The sequence below is a fragment of the Lacinutrix sp. C3R15 genome, assembly GCF_018860825.1.
In the GTDB taxonomy this organism is placed as follows: domain Bacteria; phylum Bacteroidota; class Bacteroidia; order Flavobacteriales; family Flavobacteriaceae; genus Oceanihabitans.
Genome location: NZ_JAHKPZ010000015.1, coordinates 242,237 through 266,210, shown reverse-complemented (window position 1 = coordinate 266,210; position 23,974 = coordinate 242,237). Strand labels below are relative to the sequence as shown.

15 protein-coding genes are annotated in these 23,974 nt (G+C 34.4%); all 15 read right to left on the bottom strand.

Annotated features, from left to right (window positions below; all coding sequences use genetic code 11):
• Positions 1 to 2 precede the first annotated feature (2 nt).
• The 15 genes from KO494_RS06620 to KO494_RS06550 all read right to left on the bottom strand — a co-directional run bounded on the left by KO494_RS06620 (position 3) and on the right by KO494_RS06550 (position 23,959).
• Complete coding sequence (locus KO494_RS06620) at positions 3 to 1,115, bottom strand: formylglycine-generating enzyme family protein (protein ID WP_215966808.1); 1,113 nt, start codon at positions 1,113 to 1,115, stop codon at positions 3 to 5.
• 242 nt (positions 1,116 to 1,357) lie between these two features.
• The gene (locus KO494_RS06615; protein WP_215966807.1) at positions 1,358 to 3,535 is read right to left on the bottom strand and encodes a right-handed parallel beta-helix repeat-containing protein; all 2,178 of its coding nucleotides are present in this window, start codon (positions 3,533 to 3,535) and stop codon (positions 1,358 to 1,360) included.
• Between the two features lie 19 nt (positions 3,536 to 3,554).
• Complete coding sequence (locus tag KO494_RS06610) at positions 3,555 to 5,174, bottom strand: arylsulfatase (protein WP_215966806.1); 1,620 nt, start codon at positions 5,172 to 5,174, stop codon at positions 3,555 to 3,557.
• Positions 5,175 to 5,186: 12 nt separating this feature from the next.
• On the bottom strand, positions 5,187 to 6,719 hold the full coding sequence (locus tag KO494_RS06605; protein ID WP_215966805.1) for an alpha-L-fucosidase: 1,533 nt from the start codon (positions 6,717 to 6,719) through the stop codon (positions 5,187 to 5,189).
• 382 nt (positions 6,720 to 7,101) lie between these two features.
• On the bottom strand, positions 7,102 to 8,520 hold the full coding sequence (locus KO494_RS06600; protein ID WP_215966804.1) for a BspA family leucine-rich repeat surface protein: 1,419 nt from the start codon (positions 8,518 to 8,520) through the stop codon (positions 7,102 to 7,104).
• Between the two features lie 44 nt (positions 8,521 to 8,564).
• Positions 8,565 to 11,708, bottom strand: coding sequence for a TonB-dependent receptor (locus KO494_RS06595; protein ID WP_215966803.1), 3,144 nt, complete (start codon positions 11,706 to 11,708; stop codon positions 8,565 to 8,567).
• Positions 11,709 to 11,733: 25 nt separating this feature from the next.
• Entirely contained in the window at positions 11,734 to 13,260 is a 1,527-nt protein-coding gene (locus KO494_RS06590; protein WP_215966802.1) for a sulfatase, read from the bottom strand.
• A gap of 7 nt (positions 13,261 to 13,267) precedes the next feature.
• Positions 13,268 to 14,137 (bottom strand): SGNH/GDSL hydrolase family protein, encoded by an 870-nt coding sequence (locus KO494_RS06585; RefSeq protein WP_215966801.1) that lies wholly within the window; start codon positions 14,135 to 14,137, stop codon positions 13,268 to 13,270.
• Between the two features lie 4 nt (positions 14,138 to 14,141).
• A complete protein-coding gene (locus tag KO494_RS06580; protein ID WP_215966800.1) occupies positions 14,142 to 15,623 on the bottom strand; it encodes an alpha-L-fucosidase in 1,482 nt (493 codons plus the stop codon).
• Positions 15,624 to 15,677: 54 nt separating this feature from the next.
• On the bottom strand, positions 15,678 to 17,120 hold the full coding sequence (locus tag KO494_RS06575; protein ID WP_215966799.1) for a sulfatase: 1,443 nt from the start codon (positions 17,118 to 17,120) through the stop codon (positions 15,678 to 15,680).
• Positions 17,121 to 17,132: 12 nt separating this feature from the next.
• The gene (locus KO494_RS06570) at positions 17,133 to 19,571 is read right to left on the bottom strand and encodes a T9SS type A sorting domain-containing protein (protein ID WP_215966798.1); all 2,439 of its coding nucleotides are present in this window, start codon (positions 19,569 to 19,571) and stop codon (positions 17,133 to 17,135) included.
• Positions 19,572 to 19,623: 52 nt separating this feature from the next.
• Entirely contained in the window at positions 19,624 to 20,562 is a 939-nt protein-coding gene (locus KO494_RS06565) for a T9SS type A sorting domain-containing protein (protein ID WP_215966797.1), read from the bottom strand.
• A gap of 32 nt (positions 20,563 to 20,594) precedes the next feature.
• Positions 20,595 to 21,725, bottom strand: coding sequence for an alpha/beta hydrolase (locus tag KO494_RS06560; RefSeq protein WP_215966796.1), 1,131 nt, complete (start codon positions 21,723 to 21,725; stop codon positions 20,595 to 20,597).
• A 45-nt stretch (positions 21,726 to 21,770) separates the two neighbouring features.
• Complete coding sequence (locus tag KO494_RS06555; RefSeq protein WP_215966795.1) at positions 21,771 to 22,127, bottom strand: hypothetical protein; 357 nt, start codon at positions 22,125 to 22,127, stop codon at positions 21,771 to 21,773.
• Between the two features lie 11 nt (positions 22,128 to 22,138).
• The gene (locus KO494_RS06550) at positions 22,139 to 23,959 is read right to left on the bottom strand and encodes an arylsulfatase (protein WP_215966794.1); all 1,821 of its coding nucleotides are present in this window, start codon (positions 23,957 to 23,959) and stop codon (positions 22,139 to 22,141) included.
• Between the last annotated feature and the right edge of the window lie 15 nt (positions 23,960 to 23,974).

Here is a 23,974-nt window from a genome sequence, read left to right as displayed (position 1 = left end):
TATTATTTCTCTAACATCTTAGGAGTGGCAACAGTTCTAAATCCTAAATGTTCTAAAGACGAATCTCTACTGGTTCCCATTCTAGCCGAAATTCTATAACTCGCACAATAAGAATCGCTGCATAAAAAAGACCCTCCTTTAGTTATTTTCTCTTGCACATATGGGTTATTGGGATTATAGGCTTTAGCCGCTCCTTTTGGATTCACAGCAGGCTGTTTTGAAGATGCTAATTCATTGTAATAATTAATATTATACCAATCAGCAGTCCATTCCCAAACATTCCCTGCCATATCGAACAATCCATAACCATTTGCTGGATATGATTTTACAGGTGCTCGCAATTCGTAACCATCTTCTTTGGAGTTATTAAGTGGAAACTCCCCCTCCCAACTATTCGCCATTTTAGAAAGTTGAGACCGATCATCTCCCCAAAAATAAATGGTATTTTCTTTACCACCTTTTGCAGCATATTCCCATTCAGCTTCAGTTGGTAGTCGTCTATTTGCCCATTCACAATAAGCAACAGCATCTTCATGAGACACTTGAACTACAGGGTAATTTTCCTTTCCTTCTATACTACTTCCTTTACCGTTAGGATGTTTCCAGTTTGCACCAATAGACCAATACCACCATTGTGAAAAATCATATAAATTTGGTACCGAAGATTTTGTTTTCTTGAAGGTCATGGATCCTGCTTGTAAAATAGAATCGTGAGGTTTTGGCGTACCTGCAGGGACTTGCTTTTTCATTTCTTCCCAATCTACATCTTTTTCAGCCGTTGTAACATAGCCTGTAGCTTTTACAAATGCTGCAAACTGCGCATTGGTTACTTCTGTGATATCCATAAAAAACCCATCTACCTTAACCTTATGACTAGGTTTTTCGTGTTCCATAGCCATTTTATCTTGAGTAACAGCACCTTGTGTAAATGTTCCTCTTGGAATCCAAACCATACCCTCTGGAATAGAATCAGGAATTTTTTCGGGTTCTTGAGCTGCTACAATTTCATTTACTTTATTGCTTGTTTCTGTATTTTTAACTTTTGTTTCCTTTTTACAGGAAACAATAAGTAAGAAAGCTATTATGACTTGAAATAAAATGACTTTTGAATTCATTAAAATGAAATTATATGATGTAAAAAAATTATAAATAGGAGTGTAATTTAGTAAAAGATTTATTCAATTTAACTTTAAAGATTTGATCTTCTAAAATAATTTGATTTGCTTTTCAAACAAAAAAACTACACCGAAAAACCAATTCAACTAAATAGCTTTGGCTTGAATTAAACCCTATAAAAACCAGAACTATCGCTATTCGAATTGAAGTATTATTACTAAAAATAGAATTATTTTTATGGCTACTCTTCGCGTAATCCCACTTTAGATAAATCGAGAGGTACAATCCCCATGTCTAATGCTGGCGAACCTAGTTTTAATCTAAAATCACCATTTTCAGGATCCACAAACATTGGGTCTACAGCTTTACTATGTAAGTCTACACCATTCTTTTGATTCTTTTTAATAAGGTCTAATCCTTTGCTCACTTCTGGTTTACAGAAATAAATATTATAATCGGTATCTGCATCCATAGCACGTGCCAATGCTCGTCCTCTACGATCTTCAGAACTTCCAGCTTTTCCTGGAGGTAATTCGTCTATAAATGTATCTGATGCGGATAAGGAATAAAAAATGTTTCGCTTAATTGAGCCACCTGTCAATGGCCCTTCTCTAACCGATAAATAATAACCTCTAGGTGGTGCAATAATATTATATACCACATTATTTTCCACTTTATTATCTAATTTGGTGAGAATGCCTTGTGAGGTGGCATTATAAATTAGGTTTTCTGAAATCAGTGTCCCTGTTTGTCCACCATCTGTTCTAATTGCGGCTTGCATAATCATATCGGCAACCATATCATGTATATAGTTACGTCGAATGATGTTACCTTTTCCAGCACCACGAATATAAATAGCATTACCATCACCAAGTCTTTGCATACCATGATGTATTTCGTTTAATTCTACGATATTATCGTGCGTATGTAAGTAAGGCAAAACGTCTTCTAATGTCACATCTTTAGAAAATTCTGGTAGTTCATTTCTACGCAGCGTTCTCATCAGTTCGCGTCCATTGCCTTTTTTAGCAAAGAAATGCGTCATAAAACCCGACATAATAATAGCGGTATAATCTAAATGATGTATAAGGTTATTGGCGATATGATTTTCACCACTTTGCCAAACTAAAATTCCAGGTGAATGCCAATAAATTTCACCGACATGATGAATATGATTGTTATAAACGGTATTCTTTTTGTTCACGTCCTTAGTTCCTGGTCCATAACCCGCAAGTAAAACGCCGCCACCGCCCATGTGCTCTATATGGTTGCCTGAAATGGTAGTATTCATGCCATGTAAATCCACACGAATCGCTCCACTTCCACTATGTAAAAAATGATTTTGTTCGATAACGCAATTTTCGGTTCCTCTAAAACGTACCAAGGCATTACCTTTATCAAACATATCCCAATCGTGTTGGAAACCAGCATCATCTGGTGTTAAAGTATAACGTTCACCATGTTTAAAAGTTAAACCTTTAAAATGAAGATTACGAACAGGAATATCCTTTGCCTTCTTTTCATTGATTTTCCCTTCTACACGGATAAATTCCAAAAGTTGTGGGGCATATACTGTAGACTCATTACGTGGCCACAGATATACCTTACCTTCTTTGGTGTTTAAAACCCATTCACCAGGTTCATCTAAAGCCTCAACCACATTTTCTACCCAAGCATTCTCTGTGTCCTTTAAAAAATGAAGCACATTCATAGCATAGGTAGCATCAATTGTAGTGGTAACTGTTTGCTTTTTTGCATTGTAAGATTCAACAGGCAGCATATTGGTAATCCAAGCATGATGTGGTCTTACTTTTATTTCAGCATCATCCATATTTTTGTAATCATGAAATACACCATCAGGGAAATGGAGTCTATTTCTACCATTTGTTTTTTCTTCTGTAATAAAACCTTCAGATTGTGCTCTTGGCAGCATGCCTTCTTCATCATAAAGCGTCAAGAATGTATCTGAAATATTAGCAACCATAATATTACCTTTTGCTTTGTTTGGTAATCCAGGAAGTTCTGTTGTTACTTTTTGCCAGCCATTAATTTGTTTTCCAGAACTGAATACTGGTTTTTCTCCAGGATACGCCGCATAAGTAATGGTATTTGTTCCTTCACCTGAATCTTCTAAACCAAATACAACTGTTTTAGTTAATTGGTAAAAACCATCACGAATAAGCACTACAATGTTTTTCGGATTACTTTTTTTCAACTCACGAACCGCATTTCTGGCTTGTACTAATGTTGCAAAAGGTCCGTCTGTACCTTCGGCATTTGGACTCTCTAATGTACCAGACCAGCTATCTGATCCATTTACAGATACATAAAAGTCTGCTTTCTCCTTTCCTGTATTTTGAGCCTTACAACTAGTAAATCCGATGATTAATGTAAGTACTATTATTAATTGTTTTTTCATATTTTTTTTTATCAATCCGTTAGTTTTTTGAAATATCTAAAGCGAAGGCTGCTTGCTGCCATGGAAACGCAATAGTATCATTCTTTTGCGCTTCACCTGGCGTACTTCTGCCTTCGTTAATTTGCTTTATCAATAGTTGTTTTAGTTCTTTAACTTTTTCTGGATATTTCTCTGCGACATTTACATGCTCTTCAATATCTAATTTTAGATTATACAGAATATTTTCAGGGAGTTCCTTATCTAATTTTTCTGGTTTCCCATTCGCGTTTAGCCCCGAATTTGGAGATACAATGAGTTTCCAATCGCCTTTTCTAATGGCAAAAATTCCCGTTTTACTGTGATGAATCGTTGCTTCACGCTGATAGCCTTCTTCTTGAAGTAACAAAGGCAACATCGTATAACTATCTTCAGCTTCATTATCTTTTAAATCATAATCAACAATATCCGCACAAGTAGCCATAAAATCTGTGGTACATATTGTAGCTTCTGAAATAGTATTGGCTTTAATTTTTGCTGGCCATTTCACTAAAAAAGGCACACGATGACCTCCTTCTAAATAACTTCCTTTAGAACCACTATAGATGTAGTTTGGGTTATGGCCTTTTTCTTTTAAAACCGAAAAATTTGCATTTGTTGCACAACCGTTATCACTAGTAAAAATGACTAGTGTATTTTGTTCTATGCCACTCTCTTTAATGGTTTTAAAGAGTTCTCCCATTAAATCATCAATCATTAGTACAAAATCGGCATAGGGATTAATGTTACTTTTTCCTTTCCATGGTTCTATAGGTACAATAGGATTATGAGGTGCAGGCAAAGGAAGGTAAAGAAAGAATGGATTTTTATCCTTGGCTTTTTCTTTGATGTAATTGTTGGCCTTATCTACCAAAACTGGTAATACTTGTTCGTGTTTAAAATCATCAGAAATAGCACCTTTTATCCAATGACTGTAAGGATTGGTTTTTCTTTTCTGCACAGAAATAGCATTAGGTAATTGTACTACTTCATCATTTTCAAGATATACATATGGAGGCATATTTAAGGATGCAGAAATAGCAAATGAATAATCAAAACCTAAATCTAAAACACCTTTTTTTAATGGTTTTGTATAGTCTATGTTATCTAAATCATATTTATCATGGATATCTGAAAAACTTTCAAATTCTTGCGCACCATTTTTCATGGCCCAGTTTAACCCTAAATGCCATTTACCAATGTTTGCTGTTTGATAGCCTTTCTCTTTCAATAATTGCGCAACTGTTAGTCTGTTTTCTTTTATCAACATTGGCGAATTTCCCCAAAGCACAAATTGTTTTAATGGTGTTCTCCAATTATAGCGTCCGGTAATTATTCCATATCTGGTAGGAGTACAAACCGAAGATGATGTATGCGCATCTGTAAATTGCATACCTTCTCTGCCCATTTGATCTAAATACAGCGTATTTATTTTACTGTTTTCATTGTAAATACTCAAATCACCTATTCCTAAATCATCTGCTAAAATGTAGATAATATTTGGAGGGTTACTTTTTGAAGTATTGGATTGCGAAAATCCGTTAAACACACAAATACTAAGCAATAAAAAAGTGATTCTGTTTTTTAAATGAAATCTGTGGTATTTTATGGTATTTTGAAACATAATTACAACGGATTAATTATTAGTATTTGAAGTCATTATTTTAAAACCATTAACGATACTACCAGGCAAGTTTTTTGGAAGTTTAATAGTAAGCGCTTCCTTATTACGAGTCCATTTTATTTTCTCGTTGCTACCCATTAGTTCAACACTAGTAATTTCTGTATCTAGCACACCGTTTTTAGCCAAAGTTTTTATAACAATATCATTAGTAGGCACAGCCAGAACAAAAGCATAAAGAATGCCGTCTTTAGTTGTAAAACGTATATCCTCCTGAGCATAATCACTATGGTTTTCGCCTTGACGACCATCTTTAACCTCTAAAGGTCCTTCGCCAAAGGTTTTCCATGGACGAGAACTATAAATTCCTTCGCCATTAATTTTTAAAAAATCTCCAAACGCCGTAAGGTAGCCTAACTGTTTTTCAGGAATGGTTCCATCTCCTTTAAGTGCCACATTTAGCATTACAATTCCGTTTTTACTTATAGCATCTACAGCATTCGCCACCATGACAGGAACGCTCATTTTATTGACCGCATTTTTTCTATAAAACCAGTTTCCAGAAAGGTCTGTTGCCCATAACCAAGGTTCTGATTTAATTTCAGCAGCTCCACCTCTTTCCAGATTATAAGTCATCGCAGATCGGTCTACCGTTTTATCTTTAAGCGAAAGCACAACGGTTTGTTTTCCATCATTCTCCTTTAAATCTCGATTTAAATAATCTGAAAACAGTTTTACGCCTAACCCTTTTCCTGGGCCAATTTTTGGAAAAGGCGCATCGTTATTAAACATATCTGGATCATATTTTTCAATAATTTCCCAACAACGCGCATACCAATGTTCATTCCAACTATCTTGACTAGCATAATTCTTAGCATCATAATCCATATTAAAAAGCTTCCACTCTAGTGTGCCTTCTTTCTGATATTTTCTGGCAGGTCGCCACCAACCTGGAGACCAATATAGATGTGTTGAAATACCAAACTTAAGGCCATGATTGGCTGCTGCTTCTTTCCATTCTTTAAGAACATCGCGATGTGGCCCCATATTTACAGCATTCCATGGATTTGAAGAATCATACATATCAAAATTATCATGATGTGTTGCCACAGGCATAATAAAACGCGCTCCATTATCTTTAACAAAAGCAACTAGCGCATTTGGATCCCAATTTTCACCTTTAAACAATGGAATTAACTTTTCGTAACCAAATTCTGCAGGTGAACCGTAGCGTTCTGTATGCCAAGCAGACAATACTTGTGCTTGTTTTTTTCCTCCACCATACATATTTCTACCATACCAAGACCCGTCATTAGGACGATCATCATCTACTGCTGAAGGAATTCCCCAATGAAACCATACTCCTAATTTACCATCTTCTAACCATTGAGGCACCTGATAATTTGCAGACATAGATTCCCAGTTGGGTTCTATTGCATTACCCTTATATGATGCCTTATCAACTACCTTTACCTCTAACTCTTGCCCATATACTTTAAGTTGAAACAAGACGCATATAAGCACTAAAGAATGATATATATATTTCATAAACTATGTGTAATTTGTTGTATTTGACGTCAAAATCCTAAAACCAGTAACTATTTTACCAGTATGATTTTTGTTAGCTCAATAGTATGAGTATTATTATTACGTATTCAATTTATATTTTTGTTGCTGCCAATTCATTCTACACTATCAATTTAAGTACTGAAACAATCCTCATTTATCGAGATTTTTCTCACAACAACTTATTTATCTCAATTTCCTGTCCATACCAATACCAAATAATACCATTAATTTGATAGCATTTCTTCTTTTCTTATTTTTTTTATTTTGATGCTTATTAAAACGTTTTATAGCTATGGTAAAGTAACACCCGCAGACTTAATAGCGCTAAGGATGTTACTTTTTGTATTATAAATAGTAACCATTAAAAAGCGAAACACCCTAATACAGGTAATTGATCTTCAGTTAATGCTGAGTTGAGGTCAAAATCAGTACAATCACTAACTAAACTCGTATCCCAACCTGATAAATCTTGACTAAAACTTGTAGCACTACTGAACATAGTAGCCATATCTGTAGCAGAAGAAACGGTCCAACCCGAAATATCTTGATTAAAGGTTGTTGCCTGATAAAAACTTTGGGTAAAACTACTAACATTAGAAACATCCCAACTACTTATATCTCCATTAAAAGCACTTGCTTGTCTAAATGTTTGCCCCATACTAGTAACACTAGAAACATCCCAACTGCTTATATCTCCATTAAAAACATCTGCCCTTCTAAACATTTGCCCTATATTCTCTACACTAGAAACATCCCAATTATTAAGATCTTGATTAAAAGCTTGAGCATTAAAAAACATTCTATACATAGTAGTAACTGAAGAAACATCCCAATCATTAATATTTCCATTAAAAGCAAAACAATTTCTAAAAGTTGAATGCATAGATGTAACTTGAGAAACATTCCAACCACTTAAATCTCCATTAAAAGATTGCGCGTTATAAAACATTAGTTCCATATTGGTTGTACTTCCAATTAAAGGATTATCTGTTGCTGTAAACGCTACTAAATTAGTACATCCTGAAAACACTCCTGGTTGACTTCCAAAATACATATAACCCCATTTTTGTACATCGACAAACTTAGTGGCACTAGCTGGATTTTGGTCAAAATTAAACCCTTTAATCAATCCTTTGATTGTAATGGTTTTTAAACCAGCGTCTGCATAGGTATAAATTGCATCTGGATCATCAAAAGAAGTTACTGCTACATCATCTGCTGTATTGCCAGTATTCTCCCAATTTACTGTAAAATTATAGTCTGTATCATCACCATCATATAAAGGTAATTCAATGGTATCTCCAGCTTCAACGTCCCATACAATTGTAAATTCAGAATCAGATGTATCTATAATAATATCTATAAAAAAAGTACCTTCTTTAGAGATGTCTTCGAGATAAGCTATATAATTTACAGTAATACGGTCGTATCTAGAAGCATCAAAAGCACTAACATCATTTATTGTAATAACACCTGTACTACTTATCTCAACAGCATTGTCTACAGATTGATCTATAAGTTCAAAAGTAAATCCGTCCTGACTTGCTTCTTCTATCGTCGGGTCTTCTAGGTTTTCTTCTGCGAGTAAATCAAACACGCCTTCTTCTAGTTGATCTGAAGCAATTCTTCTTATAACACCTATATGATCTCCCTGAGTAGCTATTCCTGTTTGTGTGTAAATAGCATCACTATCAAGAATAATAGAATTTGCTATAGGTATTTCTAGTTCGCAAGCCGTTATAACTAAACAAAAAAGCGAAAATATTATTTTTTTAAGCATTTCTTTATCTTTTTAATTCGTAAATAAATTTCTATTTAATAGTTTTATAATCTGAAGGTTACACCCAATGTATATACAGGTTGTACTGCAAAATATGCCGATAAGTTCTGTGGATCGTTATCTACATATCTTCGAGTATCTGTCCCTGTTAAATTAGTAACACTAGCATTTAGATTTAGGTTTTTACTAAAATTATATTGCCCACTTAAACCAAATACTGCTTGTCCAACCGTATAATGCGTCTGATCTTGAGCTATTAAACCAAGACCTGCAAGACGGCTTAAATAATTACTTCTATAAGACCCCGTAGCTCTAAAGGTAAACCCATATTTTTCGTAATATAAAATTGCTTTAGCACTATATTTTGATGTTCCTGGTAAACCTAGGTCATAATCTATTCCATCTGCTGATACGAATTTACTTTCTGTATAGGTAAAGTTTGAAGAGAAACCGAAACCACTAGCAAAACCTGGTAAAAAAGTAAAATGTTGATTAAACCCAACTTCAAATCCGTATACCTGTGCATTGGAGGCATTATTAACAGGTTGTCTAATATCAAACAAGCTATCTTCTAAACCTGGAGGTAAGTTAATACCTATTTCTTCTATACCAGGAAATGGTTGCTGATACTGCCATAGTACACCTGCATAATTTCTAATATCTCTATAAAATCCACCTATTGTAAAAATACCTCCATTTTTACTAAAATAACTTAACGAGTTATTAAAGGACCAAGCTGTTCTAGGAACTAAATCAGCGTTTCCTGATATAATGGTGTTAAAATACTCATTAGGTGCATAGCTTTCAGAAGCTGGGTTGAATACTTCTGAATCTGGGTCTATAAATCTAATTGTATTATTAGGTAATAAATTTCTAACTCTAGGTCTTGTTAATTTTTTACTAGCAGTTATTCTATATTTTAATCTTTCACTTAGATCTATTGTTCCATTAAAACTTGGTAAAAAGTTTAATGTAGAATTATCTGTTACAAGGTATTGAGAAAAACCAGTATCTTCCGTTTCTGTATCATCTACAGGGTCATAATATGTAATGGTTGAAAATCCTGAAGATGCATTATTATATTTAACAATTGATCCTGAAAACCTAAAAACAGCTTTACAACCAAAAACCTCAGTATTCAACCTTACATTTAAATAGGCTTTAAGGTTACTTTCTAAAATCTTATACGATCTACTTGGGTTAAAACCAATGCTATTCTCGTCTCCTGGTATTTGCGAAAGCGGTTTGTCAAAATTAAAAATTTCGCCTCCATCATAAGAAGAAAACTCAGGATCTGCATTCCAAAGTGCTAAACCCGAACTAGCTAGCCAGTTATCTAAACCAGTACCTCCTTCTAAGAGCGTTACATCAGTTAAATTACCTTGAGAAATAAAATCTGCATAAACGTCTAGTTGTTGAGCAGTAAGTCCAACAGAACCATTTTCTCTTACATAAGTATTGGTGTTTACCGTAAAACGTCTAGACTCCGTATCGCTATAATCATAACTTAAACCAGCAGATACTCTAATTTTTTTACTTAATCGATAATCTGCATCTATTTTAGCCTGATATTTATATCCTAAATTTTTTGTAACATTATATCCTATGTTTGGTGCTGCTCCAGTTAAGACATTACTATCGTATATATTAGGAAATCCATACGAGAATTTTTCTCCTGTTAAATCTAAAGTTAAATCTTCAGGATAAAACTCATCAAAATCCTGATTATATACTATAGTTCCACTATTTATGGTTTCACCAACAAAATTAATATCAGAATAAGATATATCTGCTGATAAGTTTAATTTTTTATTTGCTTTGTAATTAATATTTAAACCACCCAAGCCACTTTTTGTATTATTCTTAATTTGAGTTGTTCTACTTCTTAAAGTATAACTAGCATCTGTAGCACCTCCTACGTCGAAATATGATAACTGCCCTCCATTAAACCCAATGGCATCTGGTGACCATAATACGTGGCTTGTAACATCAGCACTATTAGTAGTTGTATAAAGACCACTGTATATGGTTTGTAAAACATCTCTTTGAGAATCAGCTATAAGATTAGTGTAAGTATAATCCAGCATAAGGTCTAATTTCTTATTTGGTTTATATTGAATTCCAATTGACGCTGCTGTTCTTGTATTTATTCTTTTATTAATAGTATTACTATTTGTACCAGGTCCATAATATAGACTATCTGTATCAGCATAATAAGCATCAATTCCTTCATCATATACGCCATTTTCATTTGTATCAATTGTAATACCTCTAAGCTGGTAATTTCCTAAAGCAGCTGAATTCTGAACATTTATTTCTTCGGATTTTAAAAAAGTACCAAATGCTCCAAATTTTTCATTTATTTTACCCCCAAATGCCATTGAAGCTCTACTTCCTAATTCTGGTTTTTGGCCATTGGCTGTAGTTCTAGAAGAGACTACACCAAAATAATTTTTCCCTCTTTTGTAACGCATATCTAAAGGTCTAATAGTAGTAAAGTTTACATTTCCTCCAATACCACCAGTACTTCCTGCGTCACCAGTTTTACTAATAGTAGCACCACTAATAATTTCTGTTGGTAAAACATCTAAATTAAACTGTCTTAAATCACTATACCCATCCGTTCCTGCTGAAAGTGGAGACCTTCCATTAATGGTTACCTCTACAAATTCTGGTCCTAAACCTTGAACCGAAATTCTATCACCAGTAGTTCCATCTACATTTCTTTCTATTTGAACACCAGCAACTCGCTCTAAAGCATCTGCAGTATTATTATCTGAAAAACTACCGATATCTTCGGATGTAATAGATTCTATGATATCATCTGAGTCTCTTTTATCTTTAATAGATTTTAATTGCGATGCTCTTAAACCTATTGCAAGAATAACTTCATCTAATACTTCATTTGATTGTTTTAAAGCTACTTTTATAGTATCAGAATTTGAGACAGTAATATCTTTTGATTCTACACCCAAATAAGAAAATGATATAACGTCACCTGTTGCTGCTTTAATTGTGAAATTTCCATCAAAATCGGTTACTGTACCGCTACTTTTTGCTTTAACAAATACGGTAGCTCCTATTAAAGGAACACCAAATTCATCAGTCACTGTACCAGTAATCGTTCTTTCCTGAGAAAAGGCAGATATAGATAGCATGACAATAAATGCTGTTAAAATTTGTTTCATAATTGTTGGTTTTAATATACTTAGTTTAGTTAGTCTGTTTTCTTTTAAAAATAGAAGCGTATTCTTCATACCCATTGTATTTCACTCCTTCGTTTTTCCAATGATTTAATTGTTCATCGTATAATTTTCTTAACTTATCTAGTTGTGGTTTATATTCCGATTGCGTAGCAATGTTTACCAATTCATATGGATCGTTAACGATATCAAATAATTCCTCAGTAGGTTTAATTCCAAGCTTTTCATCTTCATAATACCAGTACACATATTTATATTGGTCATCCATAACCGTTAAGCAGTGTGTAGCTTTAGGTCCCCAAACCTGTACAATTGGAAGTGATGTTCTGACTTGTGTATTTGGATTTTCAACAACAGGACGTAAACTTTTACCATCGTAATTAGAAGGAATTTCTACTCCAGCATAATCTAGAATGGTTGCAGTGATATCTACGTTCCCTGATAATGACGCGGTTTTAACTCCAATCTTAATTTTATCATTACGAGGGTCTACAATAATTAAAGGTGTTCTTGCTCCTTCTTCATAAGGCAATACTTTAGAACCTAAGCCATGAGAACCATTGAAATAGCCGTTATCTGAAGAAAACACAATAATGGTATTGTCATCTATTTTTAATTTTTTCAACGCTTCTAATACCATTCCTATAGAATAATCAACACCATAAATTAGTTGATGGTATTTGCGTAAAGCTTCTTGGTAGGTTTCTTCTTTATCATAACCCCATTCTTCAAATCTTGGGTATTGTCTTCCCATTCTAGATTGTTCTGCCAGATGCTTTCCTGCTTCACGACCATAATTAGGTAGTTTATCAAAAACAACATCTTTATAGATATCATCAAACATTGGATCTGGCTCTACAGGTCTATGCGGTGCTTTAAAATAGACACTCATACAAAATGGCGCTTTGCTTTCTACAGATTGATTTATAAAATCTATAGTTGCAGCGCCATAGGCACGTGTGCTGTGCGGATATTGTGCGGCATATTTTGCCATCGACTTATTTTCAATGGTTTTATACGATGTTTGATGCGGACTTCCTGCCCAGAAATCGAAGTCTTTTTTAGCCACTTCTCCTTCTTGTTTCCAACCTCCATTGGTATCGGAAACCGAAAAGCCAAACTTACCTGCAAATCCTACTTTATAGCCTGCTTCCCTAAGCAATACAGGATAAGACGTTGCCCATTGTTTTGTTCCTAAAGAGCCATGATCAAAATTACAGCCTGTTTTATATTCATACAGACCCGTCATTACATTAGCTCTACTTGCCATACAAATAGCTGTAGTATTATAATGGCGTTGAAACAACACACCTTTCTCTGCCAAACCATCAATATTTGGTGTTTTCACAACATTGTTTCCATAGCTTTTATGTGAATCATAAGATTGATCATCTGTAAAAAAGAAAATAATATTAGGCTTTTTCTCTTCAACTTTTACTGCTGCTTTTGCTGCTGCTTTTTCTTTTTTCCCATTGCAGGATTGCAGCGTAAAAAGACCAAGCATTAATGATAAGCCTAAAACATATTTATATCTCATTTTTTTATTATCTTTTAGATTCATATTCTTTAAATTTAGCAGTGATTACTTCTGCCGAAGGACATTCTACTGGTGTTATATTAATGGCATTAGCAATCTTATTGGCGACTTCAATACCTTGTAATCTGGACCCTTCTGGTTTATAGTGAACATCTCCTGGTTTATTGGCAAATTCCTTTAAAACAGGAATAGAAAATGTATATAAATCGTTCACTATAATTTCTGGGTACTCACGCATCACCTTTAAGGCTACTGCATTGTATGTAACAGCATCACCTGCAACTCTTCCTGGTTCACCTTCGGGAACAGGTGTTGTTGTAGCAAAAATTAATTTTGCCTTTGGATAGGTGTTTTTTAAATACTGAATGATAGCTCTAAGATTCTTTTCATACAGATCTAAAGTTGACACTTGTGTTCCTTCTTTTTTATTCAGTTTTTTCTCATGTAAATATTTTAAATCATGTAAGCCAACGTTAAAATGAATGACATCCCATTTAAAATTCCAACCCGCTTTTAAAAATGGCTGAAACATGGTGTGCCTTAATTTCTCAAAGCGTTCTACAAACTCATTACTAGACTGACCATTAGTGTGCAAGCGATACACACAAGCCTTACCTTTTAATGATGCTCTAACATATTCGGTATAACCAATAGAAATAGAATCGCCATAGATAAAAACTTTTGGCAATGCTGCCACAGGCTCTATATATCTAAACTGATATCTTGTTTTATTAAATCTCCCTAAGCTGTTCCATGCTTTTTTACAAACATCACAACTTGTAGTAAGCACCTGACTTAATAGCTGTGTTGGAACCATAGCTGCTAAGCCAAAAGCCGAAAGCATTTTAATGGATTGTCTTCTACTAATTGTTTTCATACCCTTACTTTAAAGTAATTTTAAGTGCATAACCATTTTTATTAACCTGCTGACCATTTAAGTCCACCTCTAAACCTTCCTCGGTTTGTTTCCATACAACATCTGAACCTGCGCCCAACATTTCTACATCCTTCACTTCGATATCGTTTTCGTTACTTAAACTTTTAATTAATACGTTGCTTTTTGGATATTGAAAAGCAATTGCATAAATGCTATTTTCTTTTTGAGTAAACCAAAAATCCTCTGAAGTAAACGCTGCTACAAAACCATGCTTTTCTCTATCTCCTGTACCATCCATATTTAATTTGGTTGGTCCTTCATGTGTTACCTTCCATTTACGTGTATTGTAAATCGCTTCTCCGTTTACATTTAACCACTCACCAACTACCAATAAATTTTCTATAGATTCCTTAGGCACTTCACCTGAAGCTTTTGGGCCTATATTTAACATATAGTTTCCACCTTTACTCACTATTTCGGTTAACCAAAACAAGAGTTCTTTTGGTGATTTCCAATCGTTATCATAAGACTTGTAACCCCAAGAATTATTGGTAGTACCAACCGTTTGCCAAGGCTTTGTTATGGCTAAATGATCTTTAGGAATTTTATTATCACCTGGAATATCAAAGTCTCCTAGGTCATTACCTACTCTAGAATTCACCAACATATTAGGTTGCAAATCATAGGCTAATTTGTAAAACTTATGACTTTGCTCTGGTGTTACATAATGTGGATAATCGTACCATAAAGTTGTCATATTTGGGAATTTTGTTAAGATTTCCTCTACCTGTGGATACGCTTTATTATTTAAATATTCTGTAAACGTATTTGGGCTTGGATCCCAAGTATTGACACCAGCTTTACGTTTAACTCTAGCATGCTCTTCTCCTCCAGATGCTAAATATTCTGAAAGCCCACAGTCATTGCCATCCATCCAATCGATATTATGAGAATAGTATAAACCAAAATCGATATTATATTTTTGACAAGCATCATATAATTCTTGCACAATATCTTTTGGGTACGGACTTGCATCAATGATATCATATTCGCTTACTTTAGAATCATACATAGCAAAACCATCATGATGCTTAGAAGTAATTACTAAATATTTCATACCAGCATCTTTAGCTAATTTAGCTATAGCATCGGCATCAAAATCGGTTGGATTAAATTGCGGTGCTAATGCTGCATATTCCTCTCTTGGTATTTGCGCTCCAAATTGAATCCACTCGGCCACTTTAGGACCTCTTAGCTCTTCCATTTTTTTGCCTTTCCAAATACCACCTGGAATGGAATACAAACCCCAATGAATAAACATGCCATATTTAGCATCATTAAAAGCCTCTTTTGAGTCTTTTTTAGACTCGGTCATTTGCTCATAAGTAAGCGGAAGTGTTTGTTCTACACTTTTGGTTTCTTTTTGTTTACAAGATATAAACCCAAAAACCACTGCAAGTAGTCCTATTTTTATGCTTTGTGTCATGATACTTTTCTCTATTTTGTTGTTTAGGTTCGGATGAAATTCGTCTTAAACCCCTTAGTTATTTTGTTTTTTATTCCCTTTTTGTTTGTTCTTTTTCTTAGCAGACTTACCTGTTTTATTTCTTACTATAGACAAACAGTTTTCTTGTGGCTCTGTAGGTAATGACGCCTTCCAATTATTAACAAGCGTCAATAATTCTTTAGCTTTTTCAGGATTTTTTTCGGCAAGATTGTTATCTTCTTTCCAATCGTTTTTAATGTTGAACAATTCATATTTATCGCCTGATACATCAACAACCAATTTATAATCGCCATCCTGAACTCCTAATGTAGGCCAGGTATAATCTTTATTATTACCACCTCTCCATTCCCAAAAAATAGGCTTGGTTCTTTCTAATCCTTTTCCTTTAAAGGCTGACATCATACTTTCACCATCTGGTTGATAATCTGTAGGCATTTGAATACCTGCAGCTTCAAAAAAAGTAGGCAGTAAGTCTACTGCAGTTACTGCTGATGTTTTGTCTTCTACACCAGCTGGTATGACTTTTGGCCATTTGGCAACAAAAGGCACTCTAATTCCGCCTGAAAACAAGGATCTTTTTTGTCCTTTTAATCCTCCTGTTTCTCCTACAGAATAGTACTTTCCAAGACCTTCTACCCCGTTTTCTACATCACCTTTATGCAGTTTTTCTTTTTCAGAACCTTCCCATTCTGGACCATTATCTGTAGAAAAAACCACTAAAGTATTTTCATCGAGATCGAGGTCTTCTAATAATTTCATAATTCTTCCAACAGCCTCATCACCTTCAGCAATTATAGAAGCATATACTTGTTTCTGCTCATCTAGATTACCAAACTGATCCATAAATCGTTCTTGAGGATAATGGGCTGTATGTGCTTCATGCAACCATAGGTTAATAAAGAAAGGCTTGTCTTTATGTCTTTTAATGAAGTCTTCGGCATAATCAACACCAACTGAGCCACCTTTAGGTATATTTATGGTTTTAGAGCCATTAAACGTAGCAAACTCATCGTACCCATAATCCGATTCAATTGGCGCGTCTTTTGCTCTCCATCCTAAATGCCATTTTCCAAAATGCCCCGTTACGTAGCCTGCTTTTTGAAACTCTCTTGGAAAAGACATTCCGTTAGGATCCATCCAGTCTGGCATGCCTCGTTTTTTATGCGCTTTCCATCCTTGAAAATGTTGATGAATACTTTGTCTTGCCGGAAATTGTCCTGTCATAACCGCAACACGACTAGGAGAGCACACCGGGCTATTTACTGTAAAGTCAGCAAAATCCATCCCTTCGCTAATCATTTTATCAATATGTGGTGTCTCAATCCACGTACTTCCATGCGCACTGATATCACCATAGCCCCAATCATCAGCAAATATGAAAATAATGTTTGGCTTTTCGGTTTTTTGCTGTGCTTTAGATGCAACACAACTTACGGTTAACAAAATGTATATTAATGTGCTTAATTTTGCTTTCATAATGTATATTATTTATCTTTTTATAAATTTTTTAAAAAACACATTGCCTGATATGGTTTTTATTTTTAATATGTATACTCCTTGATTTAAAGCAGATATATTCAGCTCTTTTTTTCCTTCGTTATCTACTTTAACCAACTTACCCGCTATATCAAAAACTTGTGTCATTGCTGGTTTTTTGTTTAATGAAATTTTATTTTTTGCTGGATTAGGAAACAACCTAAAAGACTCCTCATTATCACTATCTGGATTTACAACAGACAAACTGTTTTCATGAAAAAGCACAGTAACTGTTACACCTTCAACAGACCATTTATCATTAGTAGCTGTTGATCCATTTTTAATTGTAAAACTTTCTATTTGGGTATCTGCCGCCTCTACAACTAAATCAACAACCTTAGTTGGCTCATTATTAAACCTACCAAGTTCAAAATCTACCGATTCGTCTGCCGAAAAGGTAAACCGATCTCCAACGCTCTGCGCATTTACAATGGTAATAGACTTAAAAGTTTCTATGGTGATATCATCAGAGGTTAACCCACTTGTACCTGTGATATTACCTACAGTTGCATTATTTATGGTCGCTGAAAATTGTTGATCTCCAGCAAATATTCTATCATTAGAGGCATCATTGGTGCCATCATCACTAATACCCCAACTTTTTGTACTAGAATTGCCAACATTATCACTAGTTCCAGAAACTATTACTGCGTTTGGATATGTTGTAAAATCTCCGTTTGGCGTGACGGTTATATTAATTTCAAAAGTAGTATCATATTCAGGGATTGAACCAATACCTGTCATTATCACTGCACCAGAGGGATAAGTTGTGTTTTCTGTAGCTTGAATTTGTACATCTATTCTGGTTGGTTCTGATATATTTTCTTCAAAAACCTTTAACTCTACTGTTCTATCGGACGCTCCTGTAGCATCACTAACTCTTAGATCAAATTCATAATCTGTATCTACGGTTTCAAAAGGAGTACCACTCAAGGTCCAAACACCAGGTGTTGTTTCTGTAATAGTTAACCAAGAAGGAAAACTATCTAGCGCTATAAGGGAAGTGATAGCATCACCTTCTGGATCCCAAAAATCAAAGCCTTCAGTTAATGTATGAGAATAAGGAATTCCGCTATAAGCAGGTGGTAAAATAGTATATTGTCTGGACCAATTTGGTGCTCCAGGATATTGAAATTCTTTTAGATAGGTATCTGTAAGTTCAAACTGCGTTAGTGCATAAGGTTGTAATGTAAGAACGGGATTATTTTCTAAATTCGTTCTAACTAAAGGTGTTCCCCAAGTAATAGCTCCTCCACCAATAAGTCCAGTAGTTGTCCATTCTACAAATTCCTCATCTGTTAAGCAAGGTGTATTTCCTGCGTTCCAAGATGTAGTGCTTTGCTTTGGAAAGAAATGTGAAATTACATTATCATTCCAAGTTCTCGTATCATCTGTGAAAGCATAGCCATTATAAGCTTCCATCCATTCAATGATACCAAAATTATAGCCATATAAAGGATCTCTAGGCTCAACCATATTTCCTGCTCCACCAAAAGGATGTCCAAAAGTATAATCATCAAAATAAGTAGCTGTAGTAAATGGGTTTGCGTCTCTATCTCCAACGCTGTTATTAAAAGCAATTGCAGCATTTGGGTTTCCTGCATGGCAAGCATCTGCAAAGGCTTGATAAATTCTCTGATCATTCAAAACGTCAGAAGCAGGATCATCTCCACATTCATCTTCCATAATATTATCGGCCGAATCAAAACACCAAGCATCAATTAAATCGCCATAACGCATCGCATATTCTTTAAGAATAAACTCTGCATAGCAAAACATATATTTTCGTCTGCCATCACCATCGTAGTAAGCTTGACTATTAATGAAAGTTTGCGCCTGTGTATTGGTATCACACCATTCCTTCCAGCGATCGGATACGTCTGGATAATCCTCTTGAACATCCTCTGGAAATCTTGCTAGTAAATTATAAGAATTTACATATATCTCTGTTCTTAATCCAGCTGCTCTTACTGCTTGAAGCCAATTTAAAAGCGGATCTTCTGCTGATGCTCGTGGTACCACCAAGTTAATTGGGTTGCCATTTGTATCTGTATCTCCTTCCCATAGACTTTCAATTATAGGATGTGGACCTACATGTACAGGTGAAAAAATATTTGGACTTGTTAAAGGAAGTTGTACATAATCAATAGTTCTAAGATCATTTATTTGCGTGATAAAATCATCTATAGAAACCCCTTCAATATTTCCGTTATAGTTACGTTCTGGCAACCATAATAAACCTAAAGCACCTCGCATCCATTCTGCTCTTAATCCTAGTTCTGAATCTGGAACCTGAGCTTTTAGATTAAAAAAAGAAAGTAAAAAGCATACCATAATAAACCACAAAGTAGTCGGTCTATTTGCAATATGTTTTGATTGTAACTTTTTCATAATCGTGATTATTAGGTGCCTATGGTAGATTTGGAATTAAAAAAAATAATTACTACTTAATAAGCAACTTACTAGTAGCTGTACCACCTGTTTCAGATTGCATTTTAACAATATATAATCCTGAATTTATTCCGGATACGTTTAAGGCATCAGACGCACGAAAAGTTTTTACTATTTTACCTGTAATATCAAAAAGTTGTAATGTTTTGAATTCTTTGTTTACGGAAAAAGTATTTTCAACTACAGTTGGATAAATAGAGAATGAGTTATCTAATTCGTTATCTTTTACAGATAGATTAGGATCTGTTGTAAATGTATAGGATATGTTAGTTCCTATAATTTGCCAAGTATTTTGAAAATTTGCAGGTGCAGTTAAAGTAATGCTGCTAACATTATCTGGATCTCCAACGGTAAAAGTAGTTCCTGCAAGGTTAGAGAACTCTACACCAAACTCAAAAGTAGTGGTAGTTGCACTTAATTGTCCTAATTCTGAAGTACCAGGATTTGTACCATCAACAGTAATACTTGGATTATCTGCACTACCTTGTGCTCCTCTAATAGTAAGTGCATCAAAATGTAAATTTGAAATAGCTCCTTGCGTATAACCTGTTTCATTATCATTAAAATCTACAATACTTATGTTGCTTATTGTTGCAGATTCATCCTCATCACCTTCAAAAAGAGTTTCCGTGTTTCCTGCATCTGCGCTATCACCAATTCCCCATCTTCTATTAGCTCCTGTTGTACCAACATATGTACCAGTTCCGGCTGGAGTTACTGTCATTTGAATTTTAAAGGTTACTCCTTCGTGAGTAAGTTCTTCTGAAATCATGTTAGCTGGACCGTCTGGGTATGCTGTAATTGCAGCATCTGATCTTATGTTTGCACTGTAATCTGTTGCTACTTGCGCTGTGGCAAATGCAGACCCTAAAGCAATAGCTAAAACAGCTAAAGTATTTCTAACTACTTTAATTTTGTAATTTGTTTTCATAATATAAAATTTATTTAGTTAATAAAAATTTGTTATTTGTACTTCTTTATAAAGTCAACTGTTGTTTTGGTTATAACATCCAGACTTGGGTCTATTTCTCCTCCTGCTTTTCTCCAGTTATGACCTGCGTTTTTAACGATAAACATTTCGACATTTGCACCAATGCTATCGGCATGTTTTTTCATGTGATACGCATGGGCTACAGGAATAGTAGTATCGTTATCTGCTGCCATCATAAATAAAGGCGGACTATTTTTGGTTACATAAAAAATGGGACTCATTTCTTTATACATAGCTTCTATCTTAGAAGTATTAGATTCTTTTTTGGTTATTCTAGAGCTAAATCTATCAGCATTTTTTGTTGGGTCATCCGTTTTAAATAATTCTGTTATTGTAAAATCAGATGGTCCATACCAAGAAACTCCAGCAATGACTTTATAGGTATTATTGTAGAGTTTTTTATCTCCTTTAAAAACATCAGGATCTGCAAGTGTTATCATTTGCGCGATATGCCCTCCAGCGGAATCTCCCATAACATAAACCTGATTTGCATCTACTTGTAATGCATCGCTATTTTTAGAAAGGTAACGTAGTGCATCTATAGCATCTATTACACAGTCTCGCATAAGAACAGACTTGTGTCTTGTAAGACGATAATTAACAGAAACCACGGCAAACCCTTGTTTTACGAATTCTAAAAAAGGAGCTTCCATTGGTGTTTTAACAATATTTTCTTTACTCCCGTTAAACCAGCCACCTCCATGTGTATATAGCATAATTGGATATTTTTCTCCTTTTGCTTTTTTGGTTGGATAATAAATATCTAAGTATAAATCTTCTTCTTTTGTTGTTTTATACTTTATGTTTAATTGTATATCGCCATTGGTTTTTAGGTGGGGAATTTCAAAATTTGAAAATTCTTCTAAAGTAAGTTCCTTATTATTGTCGGTATCATGCTTTCTAATAAGTTTCCATATTTGGTTTACCTCTGTTATTTCAAGTACGTTATTTTTATTACTATCTAATTTTAAAAATTCACACTTAGCATTTACTTCAGAACTGGTTTGTTCTACTTGCGCAGAGAGTTTCCCTAGTAATAAAAAGCTAGAGACCAGCATTAGGTATGCTCGATGATTTTTTATATGAAAAAATTTAGTACACATTTTTTTTTGAAATAATTTAGATAAACTGAAATTTGTTAACCGTTACTAATTACACTTCTTTTTAGTTTCTTTTTCAAAACTCATGATCTCTTTTTTAGGCGTTCCTGTTAAATCAGCAAAACTTTTAAAATAGGTTTGATTAATTGCTTTTATTTCTGTTTTTCCTTCTTCTTTAGAAATCTCTGACTTTTTAATTTTTCTTCTAACGGAAGCACGTTGCTTTAATCGCTCTGCTAAAAGATCACTAAGTTTCGCTTTGTCATCTTGAGATAACTCAAAAGTATTTATAGCAGTTTCTATATAACAATCGTTATTATTGTTGTTTCTCTTTGCTTTTTTATTTTGTGATGTTGCCGAAAAGGTGATCAACATAATGGCAAGTAGTGTTATTATTTTCTTCATTTTATTATTTTTTAATTGTTATTCTTTTTAACGTTTACATAAAAAGCATTTGTTAGTTCTCCATTTTCCATTTCAAACCATGCTAATAATTCTGTTTTCCCTTGTTCAACAGCTACTTCTATATCTGCAGATTGGGTGGTATTATCGACAGCAACATCTATAATTTCTTTATCTCCAATTTTCACAAAAGCCTTTTTAAATTTCATTGCCTTTCCTCTAATTCTTGGGTCTGTTGTTGCTGTTGCTGGAATTTCGTCTAAAATCGCCGCACCTAAAGACATACCGCTTTCTGAAGGCCAACGTCTTAATTGGAATGTATAATTTCCAGGTTTTACAAAATTGACAAAGAATGAAGCTGGTTTCATTGGCTTTCCGGCTCTAATCATTGTTTGATTCCAAGGCGGATAATAATCTACAGTTCTCGCATCATGACAAGTAATCACCTCTTCTTCATCTACACCTAAATCAATTGTTGAATATTTAACTTCTTTAATCACACTTTGCCACCATGACTCATAAAAAGCATTCATATCTGCTACTCTTTCTGAATGTTGCGCTGCTATATTATTAGTTTGCCCTGGATCGTTAGCTACATTGTATAATTCATTACCATTTACCAATCGCCAATCGCCATCCATAACACAACTATTTTTTCCTTTTTCTGGCCAGGCAATGCGTTGGGTATCTGTTACTAAGTACCTGTTTTTTAAAGATGTATTATCTGTTAAATAAGCACTAATATCGGTTCCATCCATTATTTTATCTGAAGTGTAAGGTATGTTAGCTAAAGTAGTTAAGGTTGGTAACATATCTACATGAGCCGTTAAATCTGACAATGACTTACCTGTGTTTAATTTTCCGTTTGGCCATCTAATAATAAATGGAACGCGGTGTCCACCATCATACTCACTTGCTTTTGTACCACGCATATTTGCATTGTACCCATGAACAACACCTGTTTCTTTATCTGTTTTATAACCATTTGAGGTTCCGTTATCTGTAGTAAAAATAACAATAGTGTTATCTGCTATTTTTAATTCCTCTAGCTTGTTCAATAGTTTAGCAAAATTATCATCTATATTGGTTATCATGCCATAAAAACGTTTTTGTGTTTCTAACAAGCTTTCTTCATCTTTATACATGTCGTAATATTCTTGTGGCACATTAAACGGCGAGTGTGGTGCGTTTAAGCTTAAATAGCACAAAAATGGACTATCTTTTTTCTCTTCAACAAACTTTATAGCTTCGTCAAACCAAACATCTGTACAATAACCTTCTGTTTTTTCAGGTTTTCCATTTCTTAAATAAGTACCATCAAAATAATCGTTGTTCCAATAATCTGGAGTTTGACCAATACCACCACCACCATGATAAAATGCTTCTTCAAACCCTCTATCATTTGGAGTAAAAGGATGATTATCTCCTAAATGCCATTTTCCAAACATTCCGGTTTTATAACCGTTATTTTTAAAAACATCGGCTAGCGTTACTTCTTCTCGATTTAACATAGACGCTCCCATAATGGTATGCCATACCCCATTTCGGTTACAATTTCTTCCTGTAAGTAAACCTGCTCTAGTAGGAGCACATGTAGTACCTACATGGTAATTTGTTAAACGCACTCCTTGTGTTGCAAAATCATCGATAGCAGGGGTTTTAATAATGGTATTTCCATTAAAACCTACATCACCATAACCTTGATCATCTGTAATTACAATGATGACATTTGGCTGTTTTGGGGTTGCATGTTCTTCTTCTTGCGTTTTCGATTTACAAGAAACCAAAACAGAAAACAATGCAATCAATCCTATGTATTTATAATTTTTTTTCATTCTTGTTGGTTTTCC